Raw genomic sequence first — 22,735 nt, 5'->3', positions numbered from 1 at the left:
CGCTCCGTCGCGTCGTGCTGCCGCTTAGCATTTGCCGGATTTTTGGAGGATGTCAGGATGGCGAAAGTGCTTCTTCGGCCGAAGTGGCTCAGCCGCGAGCCACTTTATCGGCCGGGGATGTGCTGTGTCAGCCGGGCGGGCGTTTGCCGGCGTCGGCTTCGCTGCTCAGATTTCCGCCATTGAGGCCGTGGAATTTCAGCTTTCTGTTGATCGTCGCGCGGCTCAGGCCAAGCGCGCGTCCGGCCGCACTGACATTGCCGCCCGAGCGCACGAGTGCTCGCCGGATGGCTGCGCGCTCGGCTGATGGCAGCCCGTCTTCCGGGTCTTCCAGCAGGTCGTTGGCGCAAATCCCGGCCTGCAGGTGTGCATCCGAGAGTTTCAGCATGGCCCGCGCCCCCCGGGTGGCGGCGTGGACAACATCGTCGGAATCGACCGCCAGAAGTGCGTTGCCCGAACGGCCCGACGTGCCGAGCGAGATAATCCGACATGTGGGAAACATGGCGTGGAAATGCTCGGATTCGACCTGTCGTGCCGCGAAGCCGACCAGGGATGCCACGATCCGCCTGATCTCCCGCGCCATGTCGGGACCGTACAAGGAGACGTTGAAGGCGCCGCCGATGCGGCCCTGATGGTCGAATATCGGTGCGACGACGCAGGTCATCACCGAGTCGCGGGAAAAGAAATGCTCATCGCTATTGATGATCAGCGGGGTTTCCTCGACCAGGCAGGTGCCGATTCCGTTCGTGCCTTCGACGGCCTCGCTCCAGTCGACGCCCCGGGCCAGCCCCCATTGCGCCACATGTGCCGTGTCTCCGTCCCTTGCCCGCATTGCCAGGATGACACCGTCCGGGGCGGCGTATCCTACCCACATGCAGTAAGGCGCCAGGGTGGTCGACAGATGCGACAGGGGTTGCATGACATGGGCCAGCAGGGGGCCGGACCGTTCCTCGGACTGGCGCAGTTCGCTTTCCGTCAGGATGGAGCGCCTGGACTGCATGTTGGGGTCAAGGCCGTGCCGGGCGATGCAGCGCCGCCAGGACGCGACAACGCCTGAGCGCGCGGCGTCGTCGGCCGCGATCGAGGCCTGGATCTTTGACGCATGCGTCGTTGGAGAGGCCGATGACATCATGTTTTGTCTCGATAGATGGTTCGTCATTTTACAAGGCGGGGACAGCCGTGCGGCATGCTGTGACAATCGCGGGTGCGGCTTGGACGACACCGAAAACGCGGCAAGGAGCCCGATTGCGGGAATTCACCACAATATTTCAATAACGGTAAAGAATACTGCCGGTTGTATCACGCTCCGGTGATGGAAAATCATACTGGTTCCGTTATTCCGCCAATCGCATTTGCGAGAGAAGGGTTGTCTGCGACGCGCCGAAGGCATGTTGTGTCGCGTTGGCGGGTACGGCATGAGGGGGCCTGAAACACTCCCCCGAACGTCGGCAGGTCCTTGGAATATGACGGAACACACTCCCATCGGTCTCGGTTGTGAGACGACGCCTGTCCAGGCGCTGACCCATTCGGGCAATTTTCATGCCGATGAGACGCTGGGTTATGTCATTCTCCATTATGCGCTTGCCCCGCAGGGTGACCTGCGGGCGCGAATTCTGGGTGATGGGCCGGACGACCGGCTGACCTTTACGCGCTCGCGTGTGCCCGGGCAGATCCAGGCCGCCGATATCGTGTTCGATGTCGGCGGTGTGTACGATCCGGCGGCGGGGCGGTACGACCATCACATGAAGAACAAGCCGCTGCGCGAGGACGGCACGCCCTATAGCGCGGCGGGACTGCTGTGGAAGGATTACGGCCTGGCCGCGATCCGCAACATGCTGGCCGAACCCGTGGACGACGCAATGGCCGCCGCCATCTGGCAGGCCGTCGACAAGGCGCTGATCCTGCCGATCGATCAGGACGATAACGGCGTGGCGAAAATGGGACGGCTGTCGCTGGCGGAGATCGTGTCGACCTGCGGTGCGCCCTGGGACACCGCCGAACTGTATGGCGCCGAGGAAGCGGGAAAGCGCGAGATGGCGGGCTTTGCTGATGCGGCCGGGATCGTGGCGCGGTATCTGGTCGGGGTTGTCGATCGCGTGCGGGCCAGTCTGAAGGCCGTGGAGCGTGTAGTGCGCGCCTATGAGCAGGCCGAGGACAAGCGCATTCTGGTGCTTGAGACGGGCATGCCGGCCGAGAAGGTGATTTTCGAGCGCGATCTGCCGGTTGTCTATGTCGTCTCGCCGGCCGGTGGCGGCCAGTGGAATGTGAAGGCGGTGCCGCCGGCACGGGGTGAATTCGGCCAGCGCGTCTCGCTGCCGGAGGCGTGGGGCGGGCTGGAAGGCCAGGCGCTGGCCGAAGTCTCGGGGATCGGGGATGCGGCGTTCGCGCATCCGGCACGGTTCATCTGCGGTGCGCGCAGCCGGGCGGGCGCGGTGGCCATGGCCCGCCGGGCACTGGAGATCGGCGCGCCCTGATTTCGCCGTTCCCCGGCCGATCCGCCTGCCGTGGCCCTTGTCGGGGGAGGCGGAGACGGCCCATGATCGTTCCGCGATTAGCGTAGGGGGAACGAAGGTGGCGGATCATCAGCCGATCATGCTCCTGACCGGCGCCAGCCGGGGGATCGGTCATGCGACGGTCAAGCTGTTCCAGGAGCGGGGCTGGCGCATCCTGACCGTGTCGCGCCAGCCCTTTGACCCGGCCTGCGCTTGGCCGGCCGCCCGCATGAGCCATATTACCGCCGACCTGAACGATCTGCCGGGCATCGAGCGGCTGGCGGACGAGGTGCGGGCCCGCCTGCCGGATGGCCGCCTGCATGCGCTGGTCAATAACGCCGGCATTTCGCCCAAGGGGCCGGACGGTGCGCGGCTGGGCGTGCTGGAGAGCGATCTTTCGGTGTGGACCAGCGTGCTGAACGTCAACCTGGTCTCGATCGCGCTGCTGGTGCGGGCGCTGGCGCCGGAGCTGGAGGCCGCCTCCGGCTCGGTCGTCAATGTGACCTCGATCGTCGGGTCGCGGGTGCATCCGTTCGCGGGCGCGGCCTATGCGGTGTCCAAGGCCGGTCTGGCGGCGCTGACCCGGGAGATGGCGAACGAACTGGGGCAGCGGAACGTGCGGGTGAATGCGATCGCGCCCGGTGAGATCTCGACCGCGATCCTTTCGCCGGGGACCGACCAGCTTGTGGCCTCGGATGTGCCGATGAAACGGCTGGGGGCGCCGCGTGAGGTCGCCGAGACGATCTATTTCCTGTGTTCCTCGGCGTCATCCTATATCAATGGGGCTGAGATTCATATCAATGGCGGCCAGCATGTCTGAGAACCTGACCGTAAATGCGCGCTGGTGGCGATCCGACGCGCGTTTCCTGTGCTTCGGTGCTCACGGCCATCAAGGCCGCTCCGCTCCGGTGCTCGGAAACGCGCGACGGGCGCGGCCCTGCGGGCCGCTCTCGCTCACCAGCCCACATTTCCGGTCAGGTTCTGGGGATTTGACCGGGCATGCGTGCCGATGGCGATCTGGCGCGCGTTTTCTGTGCTCCGATATTTGCGGCCGTTAAGGCTTCGGCGAACGTCATGAGCTTTTTCGAGGTGCCGGCGGGACTGGAAGGGGCTTTTGCCCAGTTCTGCTGTGACCGGCCCGCCATCAGCGTGGGTCAGGCGTGTGAGATCGCGCGGAGTGTCTATGGCATGGCGGTGTCCGCCGCCGCCTTGCCGGGGGAGCGTGACGCCAATTTCGTGCTGCGCGACGCGCATGGGCGGCGGACGGTGCTGAAAATCATGAATGCGGACGAGACGGCTGAGGATGCCGCGTTCGTCTCGGAGGTCATGGATCGGCTTGCCGGACAGGTGGCGGAGATCGGGCTGGCGGGGATCGTGCCGACCCTTGCGGGTGAGACGATTGCCGTTCTGACGGTACCGGGCGCGGAAGGTCTGATGGCGCGCATGGTCGAATGGGTGGAGGGCGTGCCGATGGGTGCTTGCGCCGGTTCGGCGCGTCTGGCCCATGGCACGGGGCGGGCGGTCGGGCTGATGGCGCGGGCGTTGCAGGGTATGGCGCCGCCGATGCGGGAGAGGGTGCTCCTGTGGGATTCGTTGCGGGTGGATGCCCTGGGGGGCTTGCTGCGGCATGTGCCGCAGGTGGAGCGCCGGCGGGCGACGGCAGGGTTTCTCGACAGGTTCCGCGATGCGGTGCGCCCGCTGGTCGACGGGTTGCCCCGGCAGCCGATCCATAACGATCTGAACGGGTCTAACCTGCTGGTGGCGGCCGATGATGCCGGGCGGGTGGCTGGAATCGTCGATTTCGGCGATGCGGTGTTCGCTCCGCGCATCAATGATCTGGCGGTTGCCGCGTCCTACCAGTTGGGGGCGGGTCCTGACCCGTTGGCCGGGGTGGGGGCGATGCTGGCCGGGTTTGCGACCGTGGTGGTGCCGGACGCGGCTGAGGTCGATCTGCTGTTCGATCTGGTCGTGGCGCGGCTGGTCCTGCGGGGGCTGCTGACCGAATGGCGCAGCGTGCTGTTTCCCGACAATCGCGATTATATTCGCCGCAACAGCGTGCAGGCCGGACTGGCGCTGGACTGGGCGCTGGCCTTGCCGCCGGGGCGGGGACGGGCCGCGATCCGTGAGGCGTGGGCCGGCCGGTAGGCAGTGGGTGGGGCTTTTGAAACAGCCTCTGGGTCTCTTTGACCGACAGGGGTGGATGCGGCAAGCTCCCGCCCCGTTCGCCCGATTGCTGGAGGTTCTCTGCCATGTCGTCTTATCCGGATACCTTGCTGTTCATCGACGGTCAGTGGATTGCGGCCCGGGATGGGCGGTTCATCGACGTGGTCAATCCCGCGACCGAGCAGGTTATCGGGCGGGTGGCCCATGCCGGCCAGCCGGATCTGGCCGCCGCCGTGGCGGCCGCCGAACGGGGCTTCGCGGTGTGGAGCGGCATGTCGGTGTTCGAGCGCTATCGGATCATGCGTCAGGCGGCGACGCTGCTGCGCGCGCGGGTCGATGAAGTTGCCACGGTCCTGACCCAGGAACAGGGCAAGCCGCTGGCCGAGGCGCGGACGGAATTGCTGGGGGCGGCGGATACGATCGACTGGCTGGCCGAAGAGGGGCGCCGCGCCTATGGGCGGCTGATTCCGTCGCGCGCTGTTGGGGTGAGCCAGGCGGTGATCCGCAGCCCGGTGGGGCCGGTGGCGGCGTTCTCGCCGTGGAATTTCCCGGTCAACCAGGTGGTGCGCAAGGTCGGTGCGGCGCTGGCGACCGGTTGTTCGATCATCGTCAAGGCGGCCGAGGAAACGCCGGCTTCGCCGGCCGCGCTGATCCGCGCCTTTGCCGATGCCGGGGTGCCGGCGGGGGTGATCGGGCTGGTCTACGGCACGCCGTCTGAAATCTCGGAGACGCTGATCGCGCATCCGGCGATCCGTAAGGTGACGTTCACCGGCTCGACCGTGGTGGGCAAGATGCTGGCCGCGCTGGCCGGGTCGCACATGAAACGGGCGACGATGGAACTGGGCGGGCACGGGCCGGCCATCATCTGCGCCGATGCCGATATCGACCAGGCGGCGGCGACGCTGGCGGCGGCGAAATTCCGCAATGCCGGGCAGGTCTGCGTCTCGCCGACCCGTTTCCTCGTGGAACGGCCGGTCTTTGGCCGGTTCGTGGAGCGGTTCGCGGCGGTGGCCAAGGAGATCCGCGTGGGTGACGGGCTGCTGCCCGATACGAAAATGGGCCCGCTGGCCAATGTCCGGCGTGTGGAGGCGATGGAGGCCCTGATCGGCGATGCGACGGTCAAGGGGGCGAAGATTGTGACCGGTGGTCAGCGGATCGGTAATGCGGGCTATTTCTTCGCGCCGACGGTGCTGACCGACCTGAATACCGACATGCGGATCATGAATGAGGAGCCGTTCGGCCCGGTGGCGCTGATGAACCCGTTCGATACGCTGGACGAGGCGCTGACCGAGGCCAATCGCCTGCCATACGGGCTGGCGGCCTATGCCTTTACCGGTGCGGCCCCCACGGCCGCCCGTCTGCGCGACGAAGTGCGGGCCGGGATGCTGACGGTGAACCATCTGGGGCTGGCGCTGCCGGAGGTGCCGTTCGGCGGGATCGGCGATTCCGGTTACGGCTCGGAAGGTGGCAGCGAGGCGCTGGATGCCTACCTGGACACACGCTTCGTGACGATCCGCGATTACAATGTCTGATACTGCGGCCCTTGACGCCGGCAGTCTGGCGGCGCTGTGGGCGGCGCGCTATCGCGAGGGCAGCGCACCGGGGGGCCTGCCGGACGAGGCGGTGCTGCGTCATCTGATGGCGCATCGCTCGGTGCGTGCCTACCGGCCCGACCCGGTGCCCGAGGGTGTGCTGGAAGGGGCGGTGGCGGCTGGCCAGTCGGCCTCGACCTCCTCGAACCTTCAGGTGTGGAGTGTGGTGGCGGTCGAGGATGCCGGGCGGCGTGCCCGGCTGTCGGAACTGGCCGGCGGGCAGGCGCATATCCGTCAGGCGCCGCTGTTTCTGGCGTGGCTGGTCGATCTCTCCCGGCTGGCGCGGCTGGGGGCGGAGCGGTCGCACGCCACCGAGGGGCTGGATTATCTGGAGACCTTCCTGGTCGGGGTCGTCGATGCGGCGCTGGCGGCGCAGAACGCTGCCGCTTTCTTCGAGGCGCAGGGACTGGGGATCGTTTATATCGGCGGCCTGCGCAATCATCCGGAACAGGTGGCGCGCGAACTGGGATTGCCGGATCGCTGCATGGCCGTCTTCGGCATGTGCGTGGGGCATCCGGATCCGGCGCGGCCCGCCGCGATCAAGCCGCGGCTGCCGCAGGCGGTCGTGCTGCATCGCGAACGCTACGATATCGCGGGCGAGGACGCGGCGATCGGCCGGTATGACGGTATCGACGAAGCCTTTCAGCGTGAGCAGGGGCTGGCGCCGCGTGCGTGGTCGGATGCGATGGTGCGGCGTGTGGCCGGCCCGCAATCGCTGAATGGCCGTGACCGGCTGCGTGAGGCATTGGACGCGCTGGGATTTGCGCTGCGATAGGTGCGGTTCTTGCTTCGACGGGGATGATGCGCATGCGGCGCCGCGATTTGCTTCAATCTGTTCCGGCCTTGCTCGTGTCTCCGGCGTGCGCGCGGGCGCCGGCGGAGGGAGCGATTGCGGCGTATGAGCGCGCGACGGGTGGGCGTGTCGGCGTTTTTGCTCGGAATGTTGCCAGCGGAAAGAGTTTTGCCTGGCGGCAGAACGAACGGTTTGTGATGTGCAGCACGTTCAAGGCATCGCTGGCCGCGTGCGTGCTGGCACACGCCGACCGGGGGCAGGCGGATCTTGACGAGGTCATCGCCTTTACGGCGGCGGACATGGGGGAGATGTATGCGCCCGTCGCGAAAGAGAATCTGGGCCGGGGCGCGATGTCGCTGCGCGAGATGTGCGCGGGGGCCGTCGAATTCAGCGACAATGTCTGTGCCAACAAGCTTCTGACGCGGATCGGTGGCCCCGCTGCATTGACGCGGTTCTGGCGGGCGATCGGCGATGATGTGACGCGGCTTGATGATGTCGAGCCTTTTCTCAATCGCACGCCTCTGGGCGGAGTACGGAATACGACGACGCCGGCGGCGATGGCGGGGATCGCCCGGCAGCTTGTGCTGGGCGATGTGCTTTCGGCGGGATCGCGGGCAACGCTGAAGACCTGGCTGGTCAACTGCCAGACCGGAAAGAACCGTCTGCGCGCGGGGCTGCCCGGTGGTTGGGTGGTGGGCGACAAGACCGGGAATAACGGCAAGGACGCTGCCGGCGATATTGCGATTGCGTGGCCTGGCGTGGGAGGGCCGATCGTCATGGTTGTTTATACGCGCGGCGGTGTGCCCACCGATGCGCGGTTTGCCGAGGTCTTCGCGGGGATCGGGCGGCATGTGGCGGCGATGCTGTCGTAACGGGCTGCGGGCCTGATGCGTGGCGGCGCGGGCTTGACGCGCCGCGTGATCTGGGGACTCTGACCGGTCGGGACGTGCCGTGGGGCGCGTGCCTGTTGCGTCGTGCATGCGGCACGCGCCGTTTCGTCGTGAGAGAGCAGGATCATGGATAGCGCCGATCAATTCCGTTTCACGCATATTCCGCACCCCGCGCCGGTATCGGTCGCACAGCGTACGGAATTGCTGGCCAATCCGGGGTTCGGGCGCGTCTTTACCGACCACATGGCGGTCGTCCGCTACAAGGAAGGGCTGGGCTGGCATAATCCGACGATCGAGGCGCGGGCGCCGATCGCGCTCGATCCCGCTGCCGCCGTGCTGCATTACGCGCAGGAGATCTTCGAGGGCATGAAGGCCTATCGCGCTGCCGATGGTGGCGTGGTGATGTTCCGCCCGGATGCCAATGCCCGGCGTTTTCGCCAGTCGGCCGAGCGCATGGCCATGGCGGAGGTGCCCGAGGCGCTGTTCCTGGAGGCGGTGCGCGAACTGGTGAAGGTCGATCGCGACTGGATTCCGTCGGGGGAGAGCGCCAGCCTGTATCTGCGGCCCTTCATGATCGCGAACGAGGCTTTTCTGGGTGTGAAGCCGTCTTCGGAATATCTGTTCATTGTCATCGCATCGCCCGTGGGCGCGTATTTCAGCGGTGGTGCCGTGTCGGTGTGGGTGTCGGAGGATTATACCCGCGCTGCCCCCGGCGGCACGGGTGCGGCCAAGTGCGGCGGCAATTATGCCGCCAGCCTGCTGGCCCAGCGCGAGGCGAAGGACAAGAAGTGCGACCAGGTGCTGTTTCTGGATGCCGCCGAACATCGGTGGATCGAGGAAATGGGCGGCATGAACATCTTCTTCGTGATGGATGACGGCACGCTGGTCACGCCGCCGCTGGGGGGCACGATCCTGCCCGGTATCACCCGCGATGCGCTGCTGACGCTGGCGCGCGACAAGGGGCTGACGGTGCGCGAGGAACGCTACAGCATCGACCAGTGCTATGAGGACGCGGCCAGCGGGCGTCTGAAGGAAGCCTTCGCCTGCGGCACGGCGGCGGTGGTGACGTCGATCGGCCGTTTCCGCGGGCATCGGGGCGAGATCGTGATCGGTGCGGGCAACGGGGCCGATCCGGTGACCGAAGGGCTGCGCGATGCGCTGATCGGCATCCAGCGCGGCCAGCGCCCGGACCCCTATGGCTGGGTCCAGCGCGTCGACTGACGCGCCAAGGCGGGGCCCTCAGCCCCGCCTTTTCAATTTACTGAATAAACGAAATGGTTTGCAAAGGCCGCCGGCCTTGCCGGGGTCAAGGGGCAGCGCCCCTTGGTGCTCGCGCAGTTCAGGGCAATGCCGCGATGCCGGTCAATTCAACGCGCCAGGCCGGGTCGGCCAGCCGGGCCTCGACGGTGGCGCGGGCCGGTTTGTTGCCGTGGTCCAGCCATTGGTCCCAGGCGCGGTTCATGGCTTCCAGATCATCCATGTTGGCCAGGAAGAGTTGCACTGACAGCAGGCGGCTCTTGTCGGTGCCCGCTTCGGCCAGCAGGGCGTCGACCTGACGCAGGATGTCGGCCATCTGTCCTTCGATATCCAGCGACGGGTCGTCGGTGACTTGGCCGGCCAGATAGACCAGCCCGTTATGGATCGTCGCACCGCACAGGCGGGTCTCGGGTTGCAGGCGGGTAATCGGACTCATGGCCGGTCTCTCTGTTCGTGGGGCGAGGGGTGAACGATAGAATAACACACGCGCCCGTGACAGATGGGCGCCGGGTCGAACGGATCAGTGGGTTGGTCGGTCGGTCAGCATGCGCAGGAAGGCGATGATGTCCTGTCGTTCGCGCGGGGTGAGTGCTGGCGCATCGCCCGGGTGGCGGTCGAAGGGGGCGTCCGTGATGTCGAGATTGGCCTGATAGGCGGGCGGCAGGTCGTCGTATCGCAGGACCTGGCCATTGGCGTCCGTGGGGTAGATCCGGTCGGGGGCGACGTCGCGCAGGACGTAGAAATCCAGCACGTCGTCGAGCGTGCGATAGACGCCGTTGTGGAAGAAGGCGTGGCGGGTGGCAGTGTTACGCAGGGTAGGTGTGACGAACAGGCCGCACATATCGGCACGGGACGCCATGTCGGTACGGACCGGGCCGCATAGTCCCAGATCGTGAAAGGCGGGGTTGCGGTTGGCTGACAGCACGCGGTTGCGCGGGACGCCCAGGGCTTCGAACTGATGGTCGGTCAGCAGGGGGGGCGTGCCGTCAGGTTTGGGGCGGTCGGGGTGGCAGGCGGCACAATTGCCTTTCGCCGGGTCGTTGAACAGCAGGTAGCCCCGGCGCTGGGTCGGCGTCATGCGGAGCCGGCCTTCCAGCCAGTCGTCGTAAGGGCTGGCGTAGGGGTGGAAGGTCGGGTCTTCGATCTGGTAGCGCGCGATGGCGAACAGGGCTTCGGACAGCAGCAGATCGTCCGAACTGGCGACGGCGGGGCCGCCGAGGCGGCGGAGCATCGGGGCGTAGGGGCCGTGCTTCAGGCGGGCCAGGACGATGGCGCGGCTGGAGGCCATCTCGTCGGGGTTGAAGAGGGGGCCGTTGATCTGCTGTTGCAGGGTATCGGCGCGGCCGTCCCAGAACAGGCCGCCTTGGGGAACCAGGTTGGCGGCGGAATCGGCGTTGTTCTGTGCCGTCTTGGCGCCGTGGGGGCCGATGGGCGTGGCGGACGGGGTGGTGGCGGTTTCGGTTTCGGCATCGTCGGGGCCGATGCTGAAATTGGGGCGGGTTTGCAGATAGGTGAGGGTCGGGACCGCGCGGAGCCCGTCCCGCGTCAGATTGGTGCCGCCCTGGGCGACGGCGGCCGAGCCGGACGGGGCGTAATGATGCGCTGGGTCATGGCAGGAGGCGCAGGATTGCCGGCCCGATCCGGACAAAGCGGGATCGTGAAACAGGCTGCGCCCCACTTGCGCCATTGCCGAGAGTGGGGCGGCGGGCGGGCGATGCAGCGTGATCGGGCAGGGGTTGCCGCCGTTGGACGTCGGCAGGCAGGCGGCCGGAGGCGCTCCGGCGGCGAGAGTCGGTGTAGCCAGCAGCACCAGGAATGCGAATATTTTAGAAATCATTGAATATGTCGAGATATTTCTCGAAATTGGCGATGTCCCATAACCCCGAGGGGTGAAGGGGACGACTGTCCCCTTCCGGGTGCAGGGCAGAGCCCTGCATGGCCTAAATATTTTAACGGGTCGGTTCGCCGGTCTTGGGGTTCAGCAGCAGGCGGCCCATCCGGGGTGGCTGGGTGAAATCGAACAGGTCGCGCAGATCGGCGGCGTCGGCGTCGAAGGAGCCGCCGCCCAGGCGGGTGCCGTGCAGCCAATTGTCTTCGATGAAGCGGGCGACCGAACTCTGGGTCAGGAGGACGTGGCTGACATGGTTGGTCTTTGCCCAGGGGGAGACGACCAGGAAGGGGATACGGGTGCCGGGGCCGCAGCGGCCGTTGACGGGGCGGCCATCGACGCCCAGCGGGCGGGGGGCGCTGCCGCCGCAGCGGCCCGGGCCGTCCAACTGGTCGGCCTCGGGGTCGCTGGAGGAACGGGTGGGGGGGACGAAGGCGTGGTCGTACCAGCCATCGGAATCGTCCCAGGCGATGATGATGGCGGTGTCGCGCCATTCCGGACGCTGCTGCACCATGTTCAGGATTTCGACCAGGCCCTGCTGTTCGTCCAGCGGGTCGGAATAGCCGGCGTGGCCGTCCTGATAGCCCGGGAGCTTGAGGAACGAGACGGCCGGCAGGTTGCCGGCCCGCAGGGTGGCGGCGAAGTCGCGCAGGTCATATTCGTGATTGGCCGGATCGCGCGTGACGCCGTCTGCCGCGAAGGTGTGGCCGATCGCGGCGACCGAGCCGGGGCGGGCGTGGGTGGGGTTGGCGGTGCTGGGATAGTACTGGAACCAGTTGTGATGGGGGATGTAGTCGGTGATCGTCTCGCCGACCACGGGGGAGGGGGTGGAACGGGCGCAGCCGGTCGTGCCGTTGGGGTTGCGTGTGTCCAGCGCGAACCCGCCCATGAAGCCGCCCCAGGTGATGCCGGCCTGGTTCAGCAGGTCGCCGACATTGCGGCCGCGCATGGTGACCTGATTGCCGGGAACCGAGCAGACGTCATAGGCCGGGTCGATGTCGTTGATCATGGTCCAGCCGCCCTGCCCATCGGCGATATAGGGCGTCGCGGCATGTTTGGTGGCCGGTTTCTGCGTTGTCTTGACGACCTGCATGCCGCCGGTCTGGCCCGAGACGACTTCCAGCGCGCCGGGGGTGGAGGGGCCGTAGGTGTCGGTGTAGGTGGCGTCGCTCATGGCGAAATGCTGGGCGTACTGCCAGAGGGCGGTGACGGTGTTGCCATCGAAATAGCCCATCACCTGGCCGCGCGTGCCGAAGGCGCCCACGCCGCCGGGCGTGCCGCGCCCGGTATGGAGGGGGAACAGGTCGGCCTTGCCGCCATGGTAGGCCATCTGCTCGGCCGTATAGGCATGGTTCTGGTCGGCGGTGGCGGCCTGGGTGCGGTCGAGGCGGAACGGCAGGCTGGCGTCGGCGCCGTTGGCGGGACCGGCATTGGGGTTGCTGGTCAGCAGCCCGGCCGTGACCAGCGTATTGACCGATGGTGTGTCGGGCCGCGCCGTGAAGGCGGGTTCGCCGGGCGGGTTGGCGGCCTGCGGGTAGGTGGCGAAATAATGGTCGAACGAGACGTTTTCGTCATAGACGACAATGAGATGCTTGATCGGCGTTGCCGTGGCGGGCGTTGCCGCCTGGGTGTTCGGGGCAGGGGCGGCCAGTGCGGACGTGACCAGGGGGGACGTGGTGGCCAGCAGGGCCACGAGGGCGCTGGCGAGACGAACGGGGCGGGAAGAGGTCATGCCGAGCGCGTATCCTGCTGTTTCGGTTCTGCTTCGGTTCTGCGGCCCGGGGCGAACCGATCGTGCGGGACGGTCATCTCCGGGCCATCGCCGTTCCGGCGGCGGCCCCGGCGGTCGGCCTTCGTTCTATAGGGCGTCGTCCCGGCCTTGGCCAGAATGGAACGGGAGCGGAAGAGTGTGAATTCTTGATGATGCAGGCGGCGTCGGGGCTTGACGTAGATCAGGTTCCGCCGGCCGCGAACAGGCTAGCATGCCGTTCATAGCGCCCTCGGTGCGCCACCCCCCATGCATTGCGAGGAACGAGCATGACCGGAAAGATGAAGGCCGCCGTCGTCCGTGAATTCGGCAAGCCGTTGACGATCGAGGAACTGGATATTCCGACGATCCGTGCCGATCAGATCCTGGTACGGCTGGATGCGTGCGGCGTGTGCCACACCGACCTGCATGCCGCCCGTGGGGACTGGCCGGTGAAACCGAAGCCGCCTTTCGTGCCGGGGCATGAGGGCGTGGGGCATGTGGTGGCGGTGGGAAGCGCCGTCAAATGGGTGAGGAAGGGCGACGTGGTGGGCGTGCCGTGGCTGTATTCGGCCTGCGGCCATTGCGAACATTGCCTGGGCGGCTGGGAGACGCTGTGCCCGACGCAGGACGATACGGGCTATACCGTCAACGGGTGTTTTGCCGAATATGTGGTGGCCGACCCCAATTACGTGGCGCATCTGCCGAAGAACATCGACCCGATGCAGGTTGCGCCCGTGCTATGCGCGGGGTTGACGGTCTACAAGGGCCTGAAGATGACCGATACCCGTCCGGGCCAGTGGGTCGCCATCTCGGGCGTGGGCGGGCTGGGCCAGATGGCGGTGCAGTACGGCGTGGCCATGGGGCTGAACGTGATTGCGATCGATATCGACGACGAGAAGTTGCAGACCGCCAAGGTGCTGGGGGCGGCGCTGACGGTGAATGCGCGTTCGGTTGATCCCGCGCCGTATATCCAGTCGCAGGTGGGTGGGGCGCATGGCGCGCTGGTGACGGCGGTCTCGCGCACTGCCTTCGCGCAGGCGATGGGCTTTGCCCGGCGTGGCGGGACGATCGTGCTGAACGGCCTGCCGCCGGGGGAATTCCCGATTTCCATCTTCGACATGGTGATGACCGGGACGACGGTGAGGGGGTCGATCGTCGGCACGCGGCTGGACATGATCGAGGCGCTGTCCTTCTTCGCCGACGGCAAGGTCAAGACGGTCATCGAGCCCGACCGGCTGGAGAACATCAACCAGATCTTCGCCGACCTGGAGACGGGCAACGTGCATGGACGCAAGGTGCTCGATCTGCGGGACTGACCGGCGTGCCGTGGGGCGGATCGTGGTGCCCTACGGGATCATGGTGGGGCGGTATCGTTCTGGGTTATGAGTCCTGCGTCATGGATGGATGGGTTGGGAACGGGCGATGCGGAACAGTGCGCGGATCTGGGAATGCGTCGAGGCCCGCAAGGCGCCACTGGTCGCGCTGAGCGACGCGGTGTGGGCGGTGCCGGAGCTGAATTTCGGCGAATTCCGCTCGGTCGCGCTGCATGAGGCGGCGCTGGAGCAGGCGGGTTTTCGCGTGACCCGCGATGTGGCGGGCCTGCCGACCGCGATCATGGGCGAAGCCGGGGATGGCGGGCCGGTGATCGCCTTCCTGGGCGAATATGACGCGCTGCCGGGCCTGAGCCAGGAGGCCGGCGCGATGGTGCATCAGCCGCTGCCGGGTGATGGAAACGGCCATGCCTGCGGGCATAACCTGCTGGGGTCGGCATCGCTGCTGGCGGCGGTGGCACTGAAGGACTGGCTGGCCGAGACCGGGATGCCGGGGCGGGTGCGCTATTATGGCTGCCCGGCCGAGGAAGGCGGCGCGGGCAAGGGCTTCATGGTGCGCGCGGGCGTGTTCGATGACGTTGATGTCGCGATTTCGTGGCATCCCTTTGCCTTCGCCACGGTCTTTCCACCGGCGGCGCTGGCCAACATGCGCATGGACTTCACCTTCACCGGCCGGTCGGCCCATGCGGCGGCGGCGCCCCATCTGGGCCGTTCGGCGCTGGATGCGGCGGAACTGATGAATGTCGGGGTGAACTATCTGCGCGAGCATATGCTACCGAGTTCGCGCATCCATTATGCCTATCAGGATGCGGGGGGTGCGGCGCCCAACGTGGTCCAGTCGCGGGTGGTCATTCGCTATACCGTTCGCGCGGCGGATCTGGACGACATGCTGGCCCTGGCCGGGCGCGTGCGCAAGGTGGCCGATGGGGCCGCGCTGATGACCGAAACCCGGGTGGAATGCGCGGTCGTCAGCGGGATGGCCAACCTGCTGCCGAATCCGCCGCTGGAGGCGGCGATGCAGGCGAATCTGGAACGGCTGGGGCCGCCGCCCTTCGATGCGGCGGATCGGGCTTTCGCCCGGGAGATGCAGGAGACCTTCACCCCGGAGGATATCGTGGCGGCGTTTCGCCAGGTGGGGCTGCCGCCGGCGACCGACATGCCGTTGTGCGATGTCGTGCTGCCCTATCCGTCGCCGGTCGGGCCGATTCTGCTGGGCTCGACCGATGTGGGGGATGTGAGCTGGACGGTGCCGACCGTCCAGGCGCTGGGTGCGACCTGCGCCATCGGCACCGCGCTGCATTCGTGGCAGATGACGGCGCAGGGCAAATCGTCGGTCGCCCACAAGGGCATGGTTCATGTTGCCAAGGTGATGGCGGCGACGGCGGTGGATGTGCTGTCGGACCCGGAACTGCTGGCGCGGGCGCGGCGGGACCATGCCGCGCGGCTGGCCGAGCGCCCGTATGTCAGCCCGATGCCGCCTGATCTCATGCCCCCGATTATGGGGCAGCCTTCCTGACCTGTTTGGTTTGATGGACATATTGTAACGATTTTTTTTGTTTCCAAGTTGTATTTAAATCACGGATCACTGCAGAAAATTTTTTTGATGCCGGAAAGGTCCGGGAAACAAACGTCTTTTCGCCGCATGGGTGGGAGAACGCTTAAAAAAACCGTTACGATAGGGGGATCATGTCATTGCCCATACGGGGCAGGCCCCTATAACAGGCATGGTGTTTCCGCCCTCGGACGGCTGCGCCGCCCGAGGAACGTTCTTAAATGGTAAGGTTTTCTGTCCTGTCTGCTGGGGAAACTTGATGACAAACGCTTTTCGGCGTCCGGTGGCCACGCGCCGCCAGATGCTGACACGAATCGGCATCCTGGGGGGCAGTGCCGCCCTGTATCAGGCCATGACGAGCCTGGGCCACGCCGCGGGAACGGATTTCCAGGGGGCGCCCGCGCTGAGCGGCGCCAAGCCCGGCACGAAGGTGCTGGTGCTGGGCGCCGGCCTGGCGGGAATGCTGGCGGCGTATGAACTGCGCAAGGCCGGCTATCAGGTCCAGATCCTGGAATTCCAGGACCGTGCCGGCGGCCGCAACATCTCGCTGCGCGGCGGGGACACGCTGACCGAGCTGGGCGGGGCCGTGCAGAAGGTGCAGTTCGCGTCGGGCAACTACATCAATCCCGGCCCGTGGCGGATTCCGTATCATCACCAGGGCCTGCTGCATTACTGCAAGACCTTCGGTGTCGAGCTGGAGCCGTTTGTCGAGCTGAATCACAATTCTTGGCTGCATTCCAGCGACGTGTTCAACGGCAAGCCCGTGCGCTACCGCGATTTCGCGGCGGATTTCACGGGCTTTACGGCGGAGCTGCTGGCCAAGGCGATCAACCAGCACAAGCTGGATGACGTGGTCTCGGCCGACGAGCGCGCGCATGTCGTCTCGGCGATGCGCGGCTGGGGCGGGCTGACGGCCGATGGCGCCTATCGCAAGGGGGCGGTCAGCTCGCTGCGCCGTGGCTTCGCCAAGCCGCAGGGCGGTGGGCTGGATGGCGCGCCCGTGCCCTCCGACCTGTTCGCGCGGGACGATGTCATGCGGTCGGGGCTGTGGCAGTGGATGGCGTTCCATGAGCGGCTGGACATGCAGACGACGATGTTCCAGCCGGTCGGCGGCATGGACCAGATCGGCAAGGGCTTCAACCGCCAGGTGCATGACCTGATCACGCTGAACTGCAAGGTGACGGCGATCCATCAGGACGACCGTCATGTGACGGTGACCTATAACGACATGGCGCATGGCGGCGCGGTACGGCAGGCGGAGGCGGATTACTGCGTCTGCACCATCCCGCTGCCCGTTCTCTCGCAGCTGGATGTGCAGGTCAGCGGCCCGATGAAGGCGGCGATCGCGGCGGTGCCCTATGCCTCGTCGGTCAAGCTCGGGCTGGAATTCAAGCGCCGGTTCTGGGAGCAGGACGACCAGATCTATGGCGGCATCAGCTTCACCGACCAGCCGATCAGCCAGATCTCCTACCCCAGCCATGGCTATTTCTCGGACGGGCCGGCGGTTCTGCTGGGTGGCTATATGTTCGGGCCGGCGGCCTATGATTTCGCCGGCATGACCCCGGCCGAGCGGATCGAGCACGGTCTGGCGCAGGGCATGGCCATTCACGCCAACTACCGCAAGGAATTTCGCACCGGCGTGTCGATGGCGTGGAGCCGCATGCCGTGGACCCTCGGCTGCTGTTCCATGTGGTCGGAGCAGGCGCGCAAGACCCATTACAAGGCGCTGTGCGAGATCGATAACCGGATCGTGCTGGCCGGCGAGCATGCGTCGTATGTCGGCTGCTGGCAGGAGGGCGCTATCCTGTCGTCGCTGGATGCCATTACCCGTCTGCACAAACACGCGCAGGGAGCTGCCTGATGCGGTCCGTATTTCTGCTTCTGGCCGGCCTGGCGGCCGGCGCGTTTCTCGCCCCGCAGGCACGGGCCGACAGTGCCAGCGCCGTCGTGGGCAAGATGCAGCCGCTGAAGACCGGGGCCGACGTGTACAAGCATGTCTGCCAGAGCTGCCACATGCCCGACGCCAAGGGCGCCGAAGGGGCCGGTGCCCGCTTCCCGGCACTGGCGGGGAATGCCAAGCTGGCGAGCGCGGATTATCCTGTCTACGTCGTGCTGAACGGCTTTGGCGGCATGCCGTGGTTTTCCGGCATGCTGAACGACCAGCAGGTGGCGGACGTGGTGAATTATATCCGCACCCATTTCGGCAATCATTATACCGATATGGTGAAGCCGTCGGATGTCGCGGCCCAGCATCCGACCATCAGCTCTGAAGAGGATTGACAGGGATATGACGATTTTCAAGACAGTCCGCATCGCCGCGCTGGCGTCGGTTCTGGCGGGTGGGACGATTTCCGCCGCTGGAGCGGCTGACGTGGTGCGGCATAGCGAGCCGGGCAGCCACTTCCCGATTTCCACCGCGATCGAAGTGCCGCCGGGCGCCACGACCATCTATCTGAGCGGCATGGGTGCACCGCCGGTCGACAAGGCCGCCGATCCGAAGACGCTGGCCGCTTATGGCGACACGGAAACCCAGGTGCGTGGTGCGCTGACCCGCATCCAGGGCGAACTGGCCAAGCTGAAGCTGACCATGGGCGATGTCGTCAATATGCACATCTACCTGGTCGCCGATCCGAAGCTGGGCAAGATCGATTTCCCGGGGATGATGAAGGCCTACACCGAGTTCTATGGCACGCCGGCCCAGCCGAAGCTGCCGACCCGCTCGGCGTTCGAAGTCGCCCATCTGGCCAATCCCGGCTGGCTGGTGGAAATCGAAGTGGTCGCGGTGCGCACCCACTGATGCTGGCTCCGGGAGGGGGTTTGTCCCTCCCGGCGGACACCGCTGATCGGCCTGCATGGGAACCCATGGACATATCCGGGCATTAAGCACGGAGCATATGCGGAGGGGAGGGCCGGCGGGTGACGGATCTGGTACGGCGCGCGGCGGTTTTTGCGGCATCGATCCATGCTGCGAGCGGCCAGCGCCTCCGTTATACTGACGAGCCGTTTATCACGCATCCCATGCGGGTGGCCGAACTGGTTGCCGGGACGGGGGCGCGCCCGGAAGTCGTGGCGGCGGCCTGGTTGCATGATGTTCTTGAGGGGACGCCGGTAACGCTGGCGGAACTCGTCTCGATCTTCGGGCCGGACGTGGCGTCGCTGGTGGACATGGTGACGATGTCGGCACATTGCCTGGCCGATGATCTGCCGGGGCCGGTGGACCACGAACAACTGGCCCGGGCTTCGGCCGAAGCGCAGACCATCTGTATTGCCAGCCTGATCGACAATACGGCGCAGATCCTGCGCTATGAAACCCGGCGGCGCAGCCTCTTTCTACAGGAACAACGCGAGATCCTGCGCAGGCTCGGCAAGGGTGATGCTGGATTGTACATGATGGCCGCGATGGTCATGGACTGAGAGGCGGTCTGCAAAGCCGGTTTGCCGGCATGTAGCATGCTGCTTGACGCCGATAATGAAGGCGGCGCAAGCGTGCTGAAGCTGGGACGGCTCTCATGATGAAATGCATTATTCTCGACGATTATCAGAATGTCGCGTTGCAAAGCGCCGATTGGGCGTCGTTGCGCGGTCGGGTCGATGTGCAGGTGCTCACGGCACATATTGATGACGAGGCGGCGCTGATTGCAGAGTTGGCCTCGGCTGACATCGTGATCGCCATGCGTGAGAGAACGCCTTTTCAGGCGCGGCTGTTTGCCGCCCTGCCTGGCCTGCGCCTGCTCGTGACCAGCGGCATGCGCAATGCGTCGATCGATCTGGAGGCCGCGCGTGCCTGTGGCGTGACGGTATGTGGTACGGCCAGCAGCCAGACGCCTCCGGTGGAGATGACCTGGTCGCTTATCCTCGGACTGGCGCGACATATTGTCCCTGAAAGCCACGCCATGAGGCAGGGTGGCCCATGGCAGCAGAGTATCGGCAAGGATCTTGCTGGGCATCGGTTGGGATTATTGGGAGTCGGCCGGATTGGTAGCGCGGTTGCGCGTGTTGCGCAGGCTTTCGGTATGCAGGTCGGTGGATGGAGCCCCCATTTTACGCCAGAACGTGCAGCATCGGCCGGTGTGGAATTTGTTGCTTCCAAGGAGCAGCTTCTGGCCGAGAGTGATATTGTCAGCATTCACCTCGTGCTTGGTGCCACAACGCGCCATCTTGTCGGAGCAAGTGATCTGGCGCTCATGAAACATGACGCGCTTCTGATCAATACGGCCCGCGCCGCCATTGTGGACGAGACGGCCCTGATAGAGGTGTTGGCGAGCGGCCGTATTGGCGGTGCGGGCTTGGATGTATTCGAACATGAGCCGCTACCGCCGCAGCATCCCTATCGTACATTGCCCAATGTGCTGGCGACACCGCATCTCGGTTATGTTACCCGCGACAATTACCGCACATATTTCAGTGAGGCGGTGCAGGATATCCATGCGTGGCTCGACGGATGTGCCATCAGGACATTGTGACGGCCACACCAGCTCATGACAATCGGGATCGGCGACCGGTGGAAGTCCGGGCAGCCTCCGGGGTAGACGGGGAGTGGCCGCAATGCGTGACCATTCGCCCGTCCATGGATCTTATGGCGTTGCTGTTGCCGGCTGGTTGTCGGTGCGGCGGATGAAGTCGGCGATATTGTCATGCAACTGGGTCAGGGCCGGGATATTGGCGTAGACCATGTGGCCGGACTGGTACTGGCGGAATTCGATATTCTTCTGCAAGGCAGCCGGGATCGGCAGGTGGCGCATTTCGTAGACCCCTTCGTAATAGGGGGTCGCCAGGTCGAAATAGCCGGCATTGAGCATGATTTTCAGCGTCGGGTTGGTCTTCATCGCCTCGGCGAGGTCGGGCATCACGTTGGCCGGGCCGTCCGATTCCGCACCACCGCCAGCGGCGTGGTGGAAGTTCCAGTGCTGGATGTCGATTTCCGGACGGTAGGTCAGGCCGTCACCGTAATTCAGCGTCTTGCGCACGTAGTCGTTGAACAGTGACACATAGGCCGAGCTGATGGCGGTCGATTGCGGGTCGTATCCGGCTTCCTCGCTCAGCGGGTCCAGGGCCGGGCCGGAGAAGCGGGTGTCGAGGCGGCCGGTCGTCATGCCGTCATCCGATTGCAGGGTCTTGGAGAACTCGCCGCCGTCGATGCGCAGGTCGGCGCGGCGGATATAGTCGGCGGGCAGGCCGGTATAGGCATGCAGACGCTCGACGATCCGTGCCCGGTCGGCATCGGGCAGGGCAGCACCCTGCTGTAACGCCGCCAGATAGTCGGAACTGGCGAAATGCTCGACCTCGGCGAGGAAAGCCTTCAGGTCTTCGGGCTGCTGCGGCAGCTTGTGGTGATACCAGGCGGTGGCGGCGTAGGTCGGCAGGGCCAGCACGAACGGCTCGTCCATGCCGGGATTCAGTGCCGGTTCGTCCACGCTGTTGTCGTAGCTGAGGATCTGCGACAGCAGGATCACGCCGTTGAAATCGATGTTTTCCTGATTTTGCAGGTCATTGACCAGGACAGCCGAGCGCATGGTGCCGTAGCTTTCGCCGAACAGGTATTTCGGCGAGTTGTAGCGGCCATATTTCGCCAGGAACTGGGTGACGAAGCTGGTGAAGGCCTGACCGTCGGCGTCCACGCCCCAGAACAGCTTTTCCTTGTCCTTGCCGTTGATGCGGCCGAAGCCGGTGCCCGGCGCGTCGATGAAGACCAGGTCGGTGACGTCCAGCAGGCTCTGCGGGTTGTCGATCAGCCGGTAGGGGCTGGCGGGGGTGTGGGTGTCGTCGTTCGTCACCACCCGGCGCGGGCCGAAGGCGCCCATATGCAGCCACACCGAGGACGAGCCCGGTCCGCCATTATAGATGAAGGTGATGGGGCGGGATTCCGCCCGGCTGTCCTTGCGGAAATAGGCGACATAGAACATCGACGCTGTCGCGTCCGGATTGCCGTCGATGGCATGGGCGTCGCTGCCCGGCGTCTGGTGCTGGACCGTCTCTTCGGAATCGTCCCAGCCATGGGGATGGACCACCAATGTGCCGGCGACCGCCTGGTAGGCGACGGGTTTGCCGTCGATCGTGATCGTGCCGCTGCTGGTCCGTTCGATGGGCTGGGCCGGGTGGGCGGCATGGGCGGGATCGGGATGGGCGGTGTCGGAATGGTCGATGGCGGCGCGGGCCGGCGACAGGCCGAGGCAGATGAGCGATGCGGACAGCAGCAGGGACAGGCGTGTGGTCAACGGTTCCTCCGGTTCGTCAGGGGGGCGCCGGAGCCTGCGGAGGCGGGGCGTCTCCGGGGGCGGCATGGGCGCGCCAGCCATCGTGATCGTGTATTGCGCAACCGTCATCACGCAATTTTTCCAGGTGCGCCAGCAGATTCAGTTCCGCCGCCCGGCGCAGGGAGGCTGGTATGGCGCGATAGACACGCCGCATCATCTCCTCGAGCGTTGCAGGGCCCTGCCGCAGGGCGGTCAGGATCGTGTCCTCGCGCGAGAGGCGATGCGTGATCAGGGCGCGGATGCAGGTTTCGGGTGTGGGGATCGGCGGTCCGTGGGCCGGCAGCAGCAGGGGCGGGGCCAGGGCGTTGATCCGTTCCAGCCCATCGAGGAACTGGCGCACTGAGCCGTCCGGCGCGGGCGGCACCATCGTCGTCGACCAGCCCATGATGTGATCGCCGGTGAAGACGATGCCCTCCGCCGTCAGGAAGCAGAGATGGTCGGTCGCATGGCCCGGCGTGTGCAGGGCGGTCAGCCCGGCCACCACCGATCCGTCATCGAGCGGGATGTCCGGCGTGAAGGAGGGAACCGCGCTGTGGCGGAAGCCGCAGACCGGCGCGCCTGTCATCCGGCCCAGCGGGCGGGCGCCCGTCAGGTGGTCGCGGTGCGTGTGGGTCAGCAGGATATGCGTGATCCGGCCGCCGGCCGCCGCGAGGATCGCTTCGAGATGGGCGGGATGATCCGAGCCGGGGTCGATGACGGCCGTGCCGCCGGGATGATCGACCAGCCAGCTATTGGTGCCGTGCCCGGTCATGGGGCCGGGATTGGGGGCGACGACA

General features: G+C 66.0%; 20 protein-coding genes. 14 read left to right on the top strand and 6 right to left on the bottom strand.

What is annotated here, in order from left to right; all coding sequences use genetic code 11:
• Positions 1-127: 127 nt before the first annotated feature.
• Positions 128-1,129, bottom strand: a complete 1,002-nt coding sequence (locus ACMAUO_RS13320) for a GAF domain-containing protein (protein ID WP_420357468.1) — start codon at positions 1,127-1,129, stop codon at positions 128-130.
• Between the two features lie 331 nt (positions 1,130-1,460).
• Here ACMAUO_RS13320 and ACMAUO_RS13315 point away from each other — a divergent pair, with 331 nt between their 5' ends.
• The 7 genes from ACMAUO_RS13315 to ACMAUO_RS13285 all read left to right on the top strand — a co-directional run bounded on the left by ACMAUO_RS13315 (position 1,461) and on the right by ACMAUO_RS13285 (position 9,148).
• Positions 1,461-2,471: an MYG1 family protein gene (locus ACMAUO_RS13315; RefSeq protein ID WP_420357467.1), complete on the top strand. Its 1,011-nt coding sequence runs from the start codon at positions 1,461-1,463 to the stop codon at positions 2,469-2,471.
• Between the two features lie 97 nt (positions 2,472-2,568).
• Positions 2,569-3,309, top strand: a complete 741-nt coding sequence (locus tag ACMAUO_RS13310) for an SDR family NAD(P)-dependent oxidoreductase (RefSeq protein WP_420357466.1) — start codon at positions 2,569-2,571, stop codon at positions 3,307-3,309.
• Between the two features lie 254 nt (positions 3,310-3,563).
• Complete coding sequence (locus tag ACMAUO_RS13305; protein WP_420357465.1) at positions 3,564-4,634, top strand: phosphotransferase; 1,071 nt, start codon at positions 3,564-3,566, stop codon at positions 4,632-4,634.
• 104 nt (positions 4,635-4,738) lie between these two features.
• Positions 4,739-6,184, top strand: coding sequence for an NAD-dependent succinate-semialdehyde dehydrogenase (locus ACMAUO_RS13300; protein WP_420357464.1), 1,446 nt, complete (start codon positions 4,739-4,741; stop codon positions 6,182-6,184).
• Positions 6,177-7,019: an NADPH-dependent oxidoreductase gene (locus ACMAUO_RS13295; protein WP_420357463.1), complete on the top strand. Its 843-nt coding sequence runs from the start codon at positions 6,177-6,179 to the stop codon at positions 7,017-7,019. Before ACMAUO_RS13300 ends, ACMAUO_RS13295 begins: the two co-directional genes overlap by 8 nt.
• A gap of 74 nt (positions 7,020-7,093) precedes the next feature.
• Entirely contained in the window at positions 7,094-7,909 is an 816-nt protein-coding gene (gene bla, locus ACMAUO_RS13290) for a class A beta-lactamase (RefSeq protein ID WP_420358266.1), read from the top strand.
• 144 nt (positions 7,910-8,053) lie between these two features.
• Entirely contained in the window at positions 8,054-9,148 is a 1,095-nt protein-coding gene (locus tag ACMAUO_RS13285) for a branched-chain amino acid aminotransferase (RefSeq protein WP_420357462.1), read from the top strand.
• A 118-nt stretch (positions 9,149-9,266) separates the two neighbouring features.
• On the opposite strand, the gene ACMAUO_RS13280 is transcribed toward ACMAUO_RS13285, so the two are convergent.
• The 3 genes from ACMAUO_RS13280 to ACMAUO_RS13270 form a co-directional block, all read right to left on the bottom strand.
• Positions 9,267-9,620, bottom strand: coding sequence for a RidA family protein (locus ACMAUO_RS13280; RefSeq protein ID WP_114727253.1), 354 nt, complete (start codon positions 9,618-9,620; stop codon positions 9,267-9,269).
• Positions 9,621-9,704: 84 nt separating this feature from the next.
• Positions 9,705-11,021 carry a cytochrome-c peroxidase gene (locus ACMAUO_RS13275; protein ID WP_420357461.1) on the bottom strand — a complete coding sequence of 439 codons (1,317 nt, stop codon included), beginning with the start codon at positions 11,019-11,021 and terminating at the stop codon, positions 9,705-9,707.
• 112 nt (positions 11,022-11,133) lie between these two features.
• Positions 11,134-12,804 (bottom strand): phospholipase C, encoded by a 1,671-nt coding sequence (locus ACMAUO_RS13270; protein WP_420357460.1) that lies wholly within the window; start codon positions 12,802-12,804, stop codon positions 11,134-11,136.
• A gap of 305 nt (positions 12,805-13,109) precedes the next feature.
• On the opposite strand from ACMAUO_RS13270, the gene adhP reads away from it, so the two are divergent.
• The 7 genes from adhP (at position 13,110) to ACMAUO_RS13235 (ending at position 20,168) form a co-directional block, all read left to right on the top strand.
• Positions 13,110-14,138, top strand: a complete 1,029-nt coding sequence (adhP, locus tag ACMAUO_RS13265) for an alcohol dehydrogenase AdhP (protein ID WP_420357459.1) — start codon at positions 13,110-13,112, stop codon at positions 14,136-14,138.
• 106 nt (positions 14,139-14,244) lie between these two features.
• Positions 14,245-15,669: a M20 family metallopeptidase gene (locus ACMAUO_RS13260; protein WP_420357458.1), complete on the top strand. Its 1,425-nt coding sequence runs from the start codon at positions 14,245-14,247 to the stop codon at positions 15,667-15,669.
• Positions 15,670-15,964: 295 nt separating this feature from the next.
• Positions 15,965-17,566 (top strand): flavin monoamine oxidase family protein, encoded by a 1,602-nt coding sequence (locus ACMAUO_RS13255; RefSeq protein WP_420357457.1) that lies wholly within the window; start codon positions 15,965-15,967, stop codon positions 17,564-17,566.
• Positions 17,566-17,985, top strand: a complete 420-nt coding sequence (locus tag ACMAUO_RS13250) for a c-type cytochrome (protein WP_420357456.1) — start codon at positions 17,566-17,568, stop codon at positions 17,983-17,985. Before ACMAUO_RS13255 ends, ACMAUO_RS13250 begins: the two co-directional genes overlap by 1 nt.
• Before the next feature lie 7 nt (positions 17,986-17,992).
• Positions 17,993-18,502, top strand: coding sequence for a RidA family protein (locus ACMAUO_RS13245; RefSeq protein ID WP_420357455.1), 510 nt, complete (start codon positions 17,993-17,995; stop codon positions 18,500-18,502).
• Positions 18,503-18,621: 119 nt separating this feature from the next.
• The gene (locus ACMAUO_RS13240) at positions 18,622-19,119 is read left to right on the top strand and encodes an HD domain-containing protein (protein ID WP_420357454.1); all 498 of its coding nucleotides are present in this window, start codon (positions 18,622-18,624) and stop codon (positions 19,117-19,119) included.
• A gap of 95 nt (positions 19,120-19,214) precedes the next feature.
• Positions 19,215-20,168 carry a D-2-hydroxyacid dehydrogenase family protein gene (locus tag ACMAUO_RS13235; protein ID WP_420357453.1) on the top strand — a complete coding sequence of 318 codons (954 nt, stop codon included), beginning with the start codon at positions 19,215-19,217 and terminating at the stop codon, positions 20,166-20,168.
• Between the two features lie 111 nt (positions 20,169-20,279).
• Here the strand turns inward: ACMAUO_RS13235 and ACMAUO_RS13230 are convergent, their stop codons facing one another.
• Together ACMAUO_RS13230 and ACMAUO_RS13225 are read right to left on the bottom strand one after the other, a co-directional pair.
• Positions 20,280-21,920 carry a S10 family peptidase gene (locus ACMAUO_RS13230; protein WP_420357452.1) on the bottom strand — a complete coding sequence of 547 codons (1,641 nt, stop codon included), beginning with the start codon at positions 21,918-21,920 and terminating at the stop codon, positions 20,280-20,282.
• A 16-nt stretch (positions 21,921-21,936) separates the two neighbouring features.
• A complete protein-coding gene (locus ACMAUO_RS13225) occupies positions 21,937-22,710 on the bottom strand; it encodes an MBL fold metallo-hydrolase (protein ID WP_420357451.1) in 774 nt (257 codons plus the stop codon).
• Between the last annotated feature and the right edge of the window lie 25 nt (positions 22,711-22,735).

It is taken from the genome of Gluconacetobacter brunescens, from assembly GCF_048695475.1.
Classification (GTDB): domain Bacteria; phylum Pseudomonadota; class Alphaproteobacteria; order Acetobacterales; family Acetobacteraceae; genus Gluconacetobacter.
Note: the sequence above shows the minus strand (reverse complement) of the source record. Positions and strands in the feature narration are given on the sequence as shown.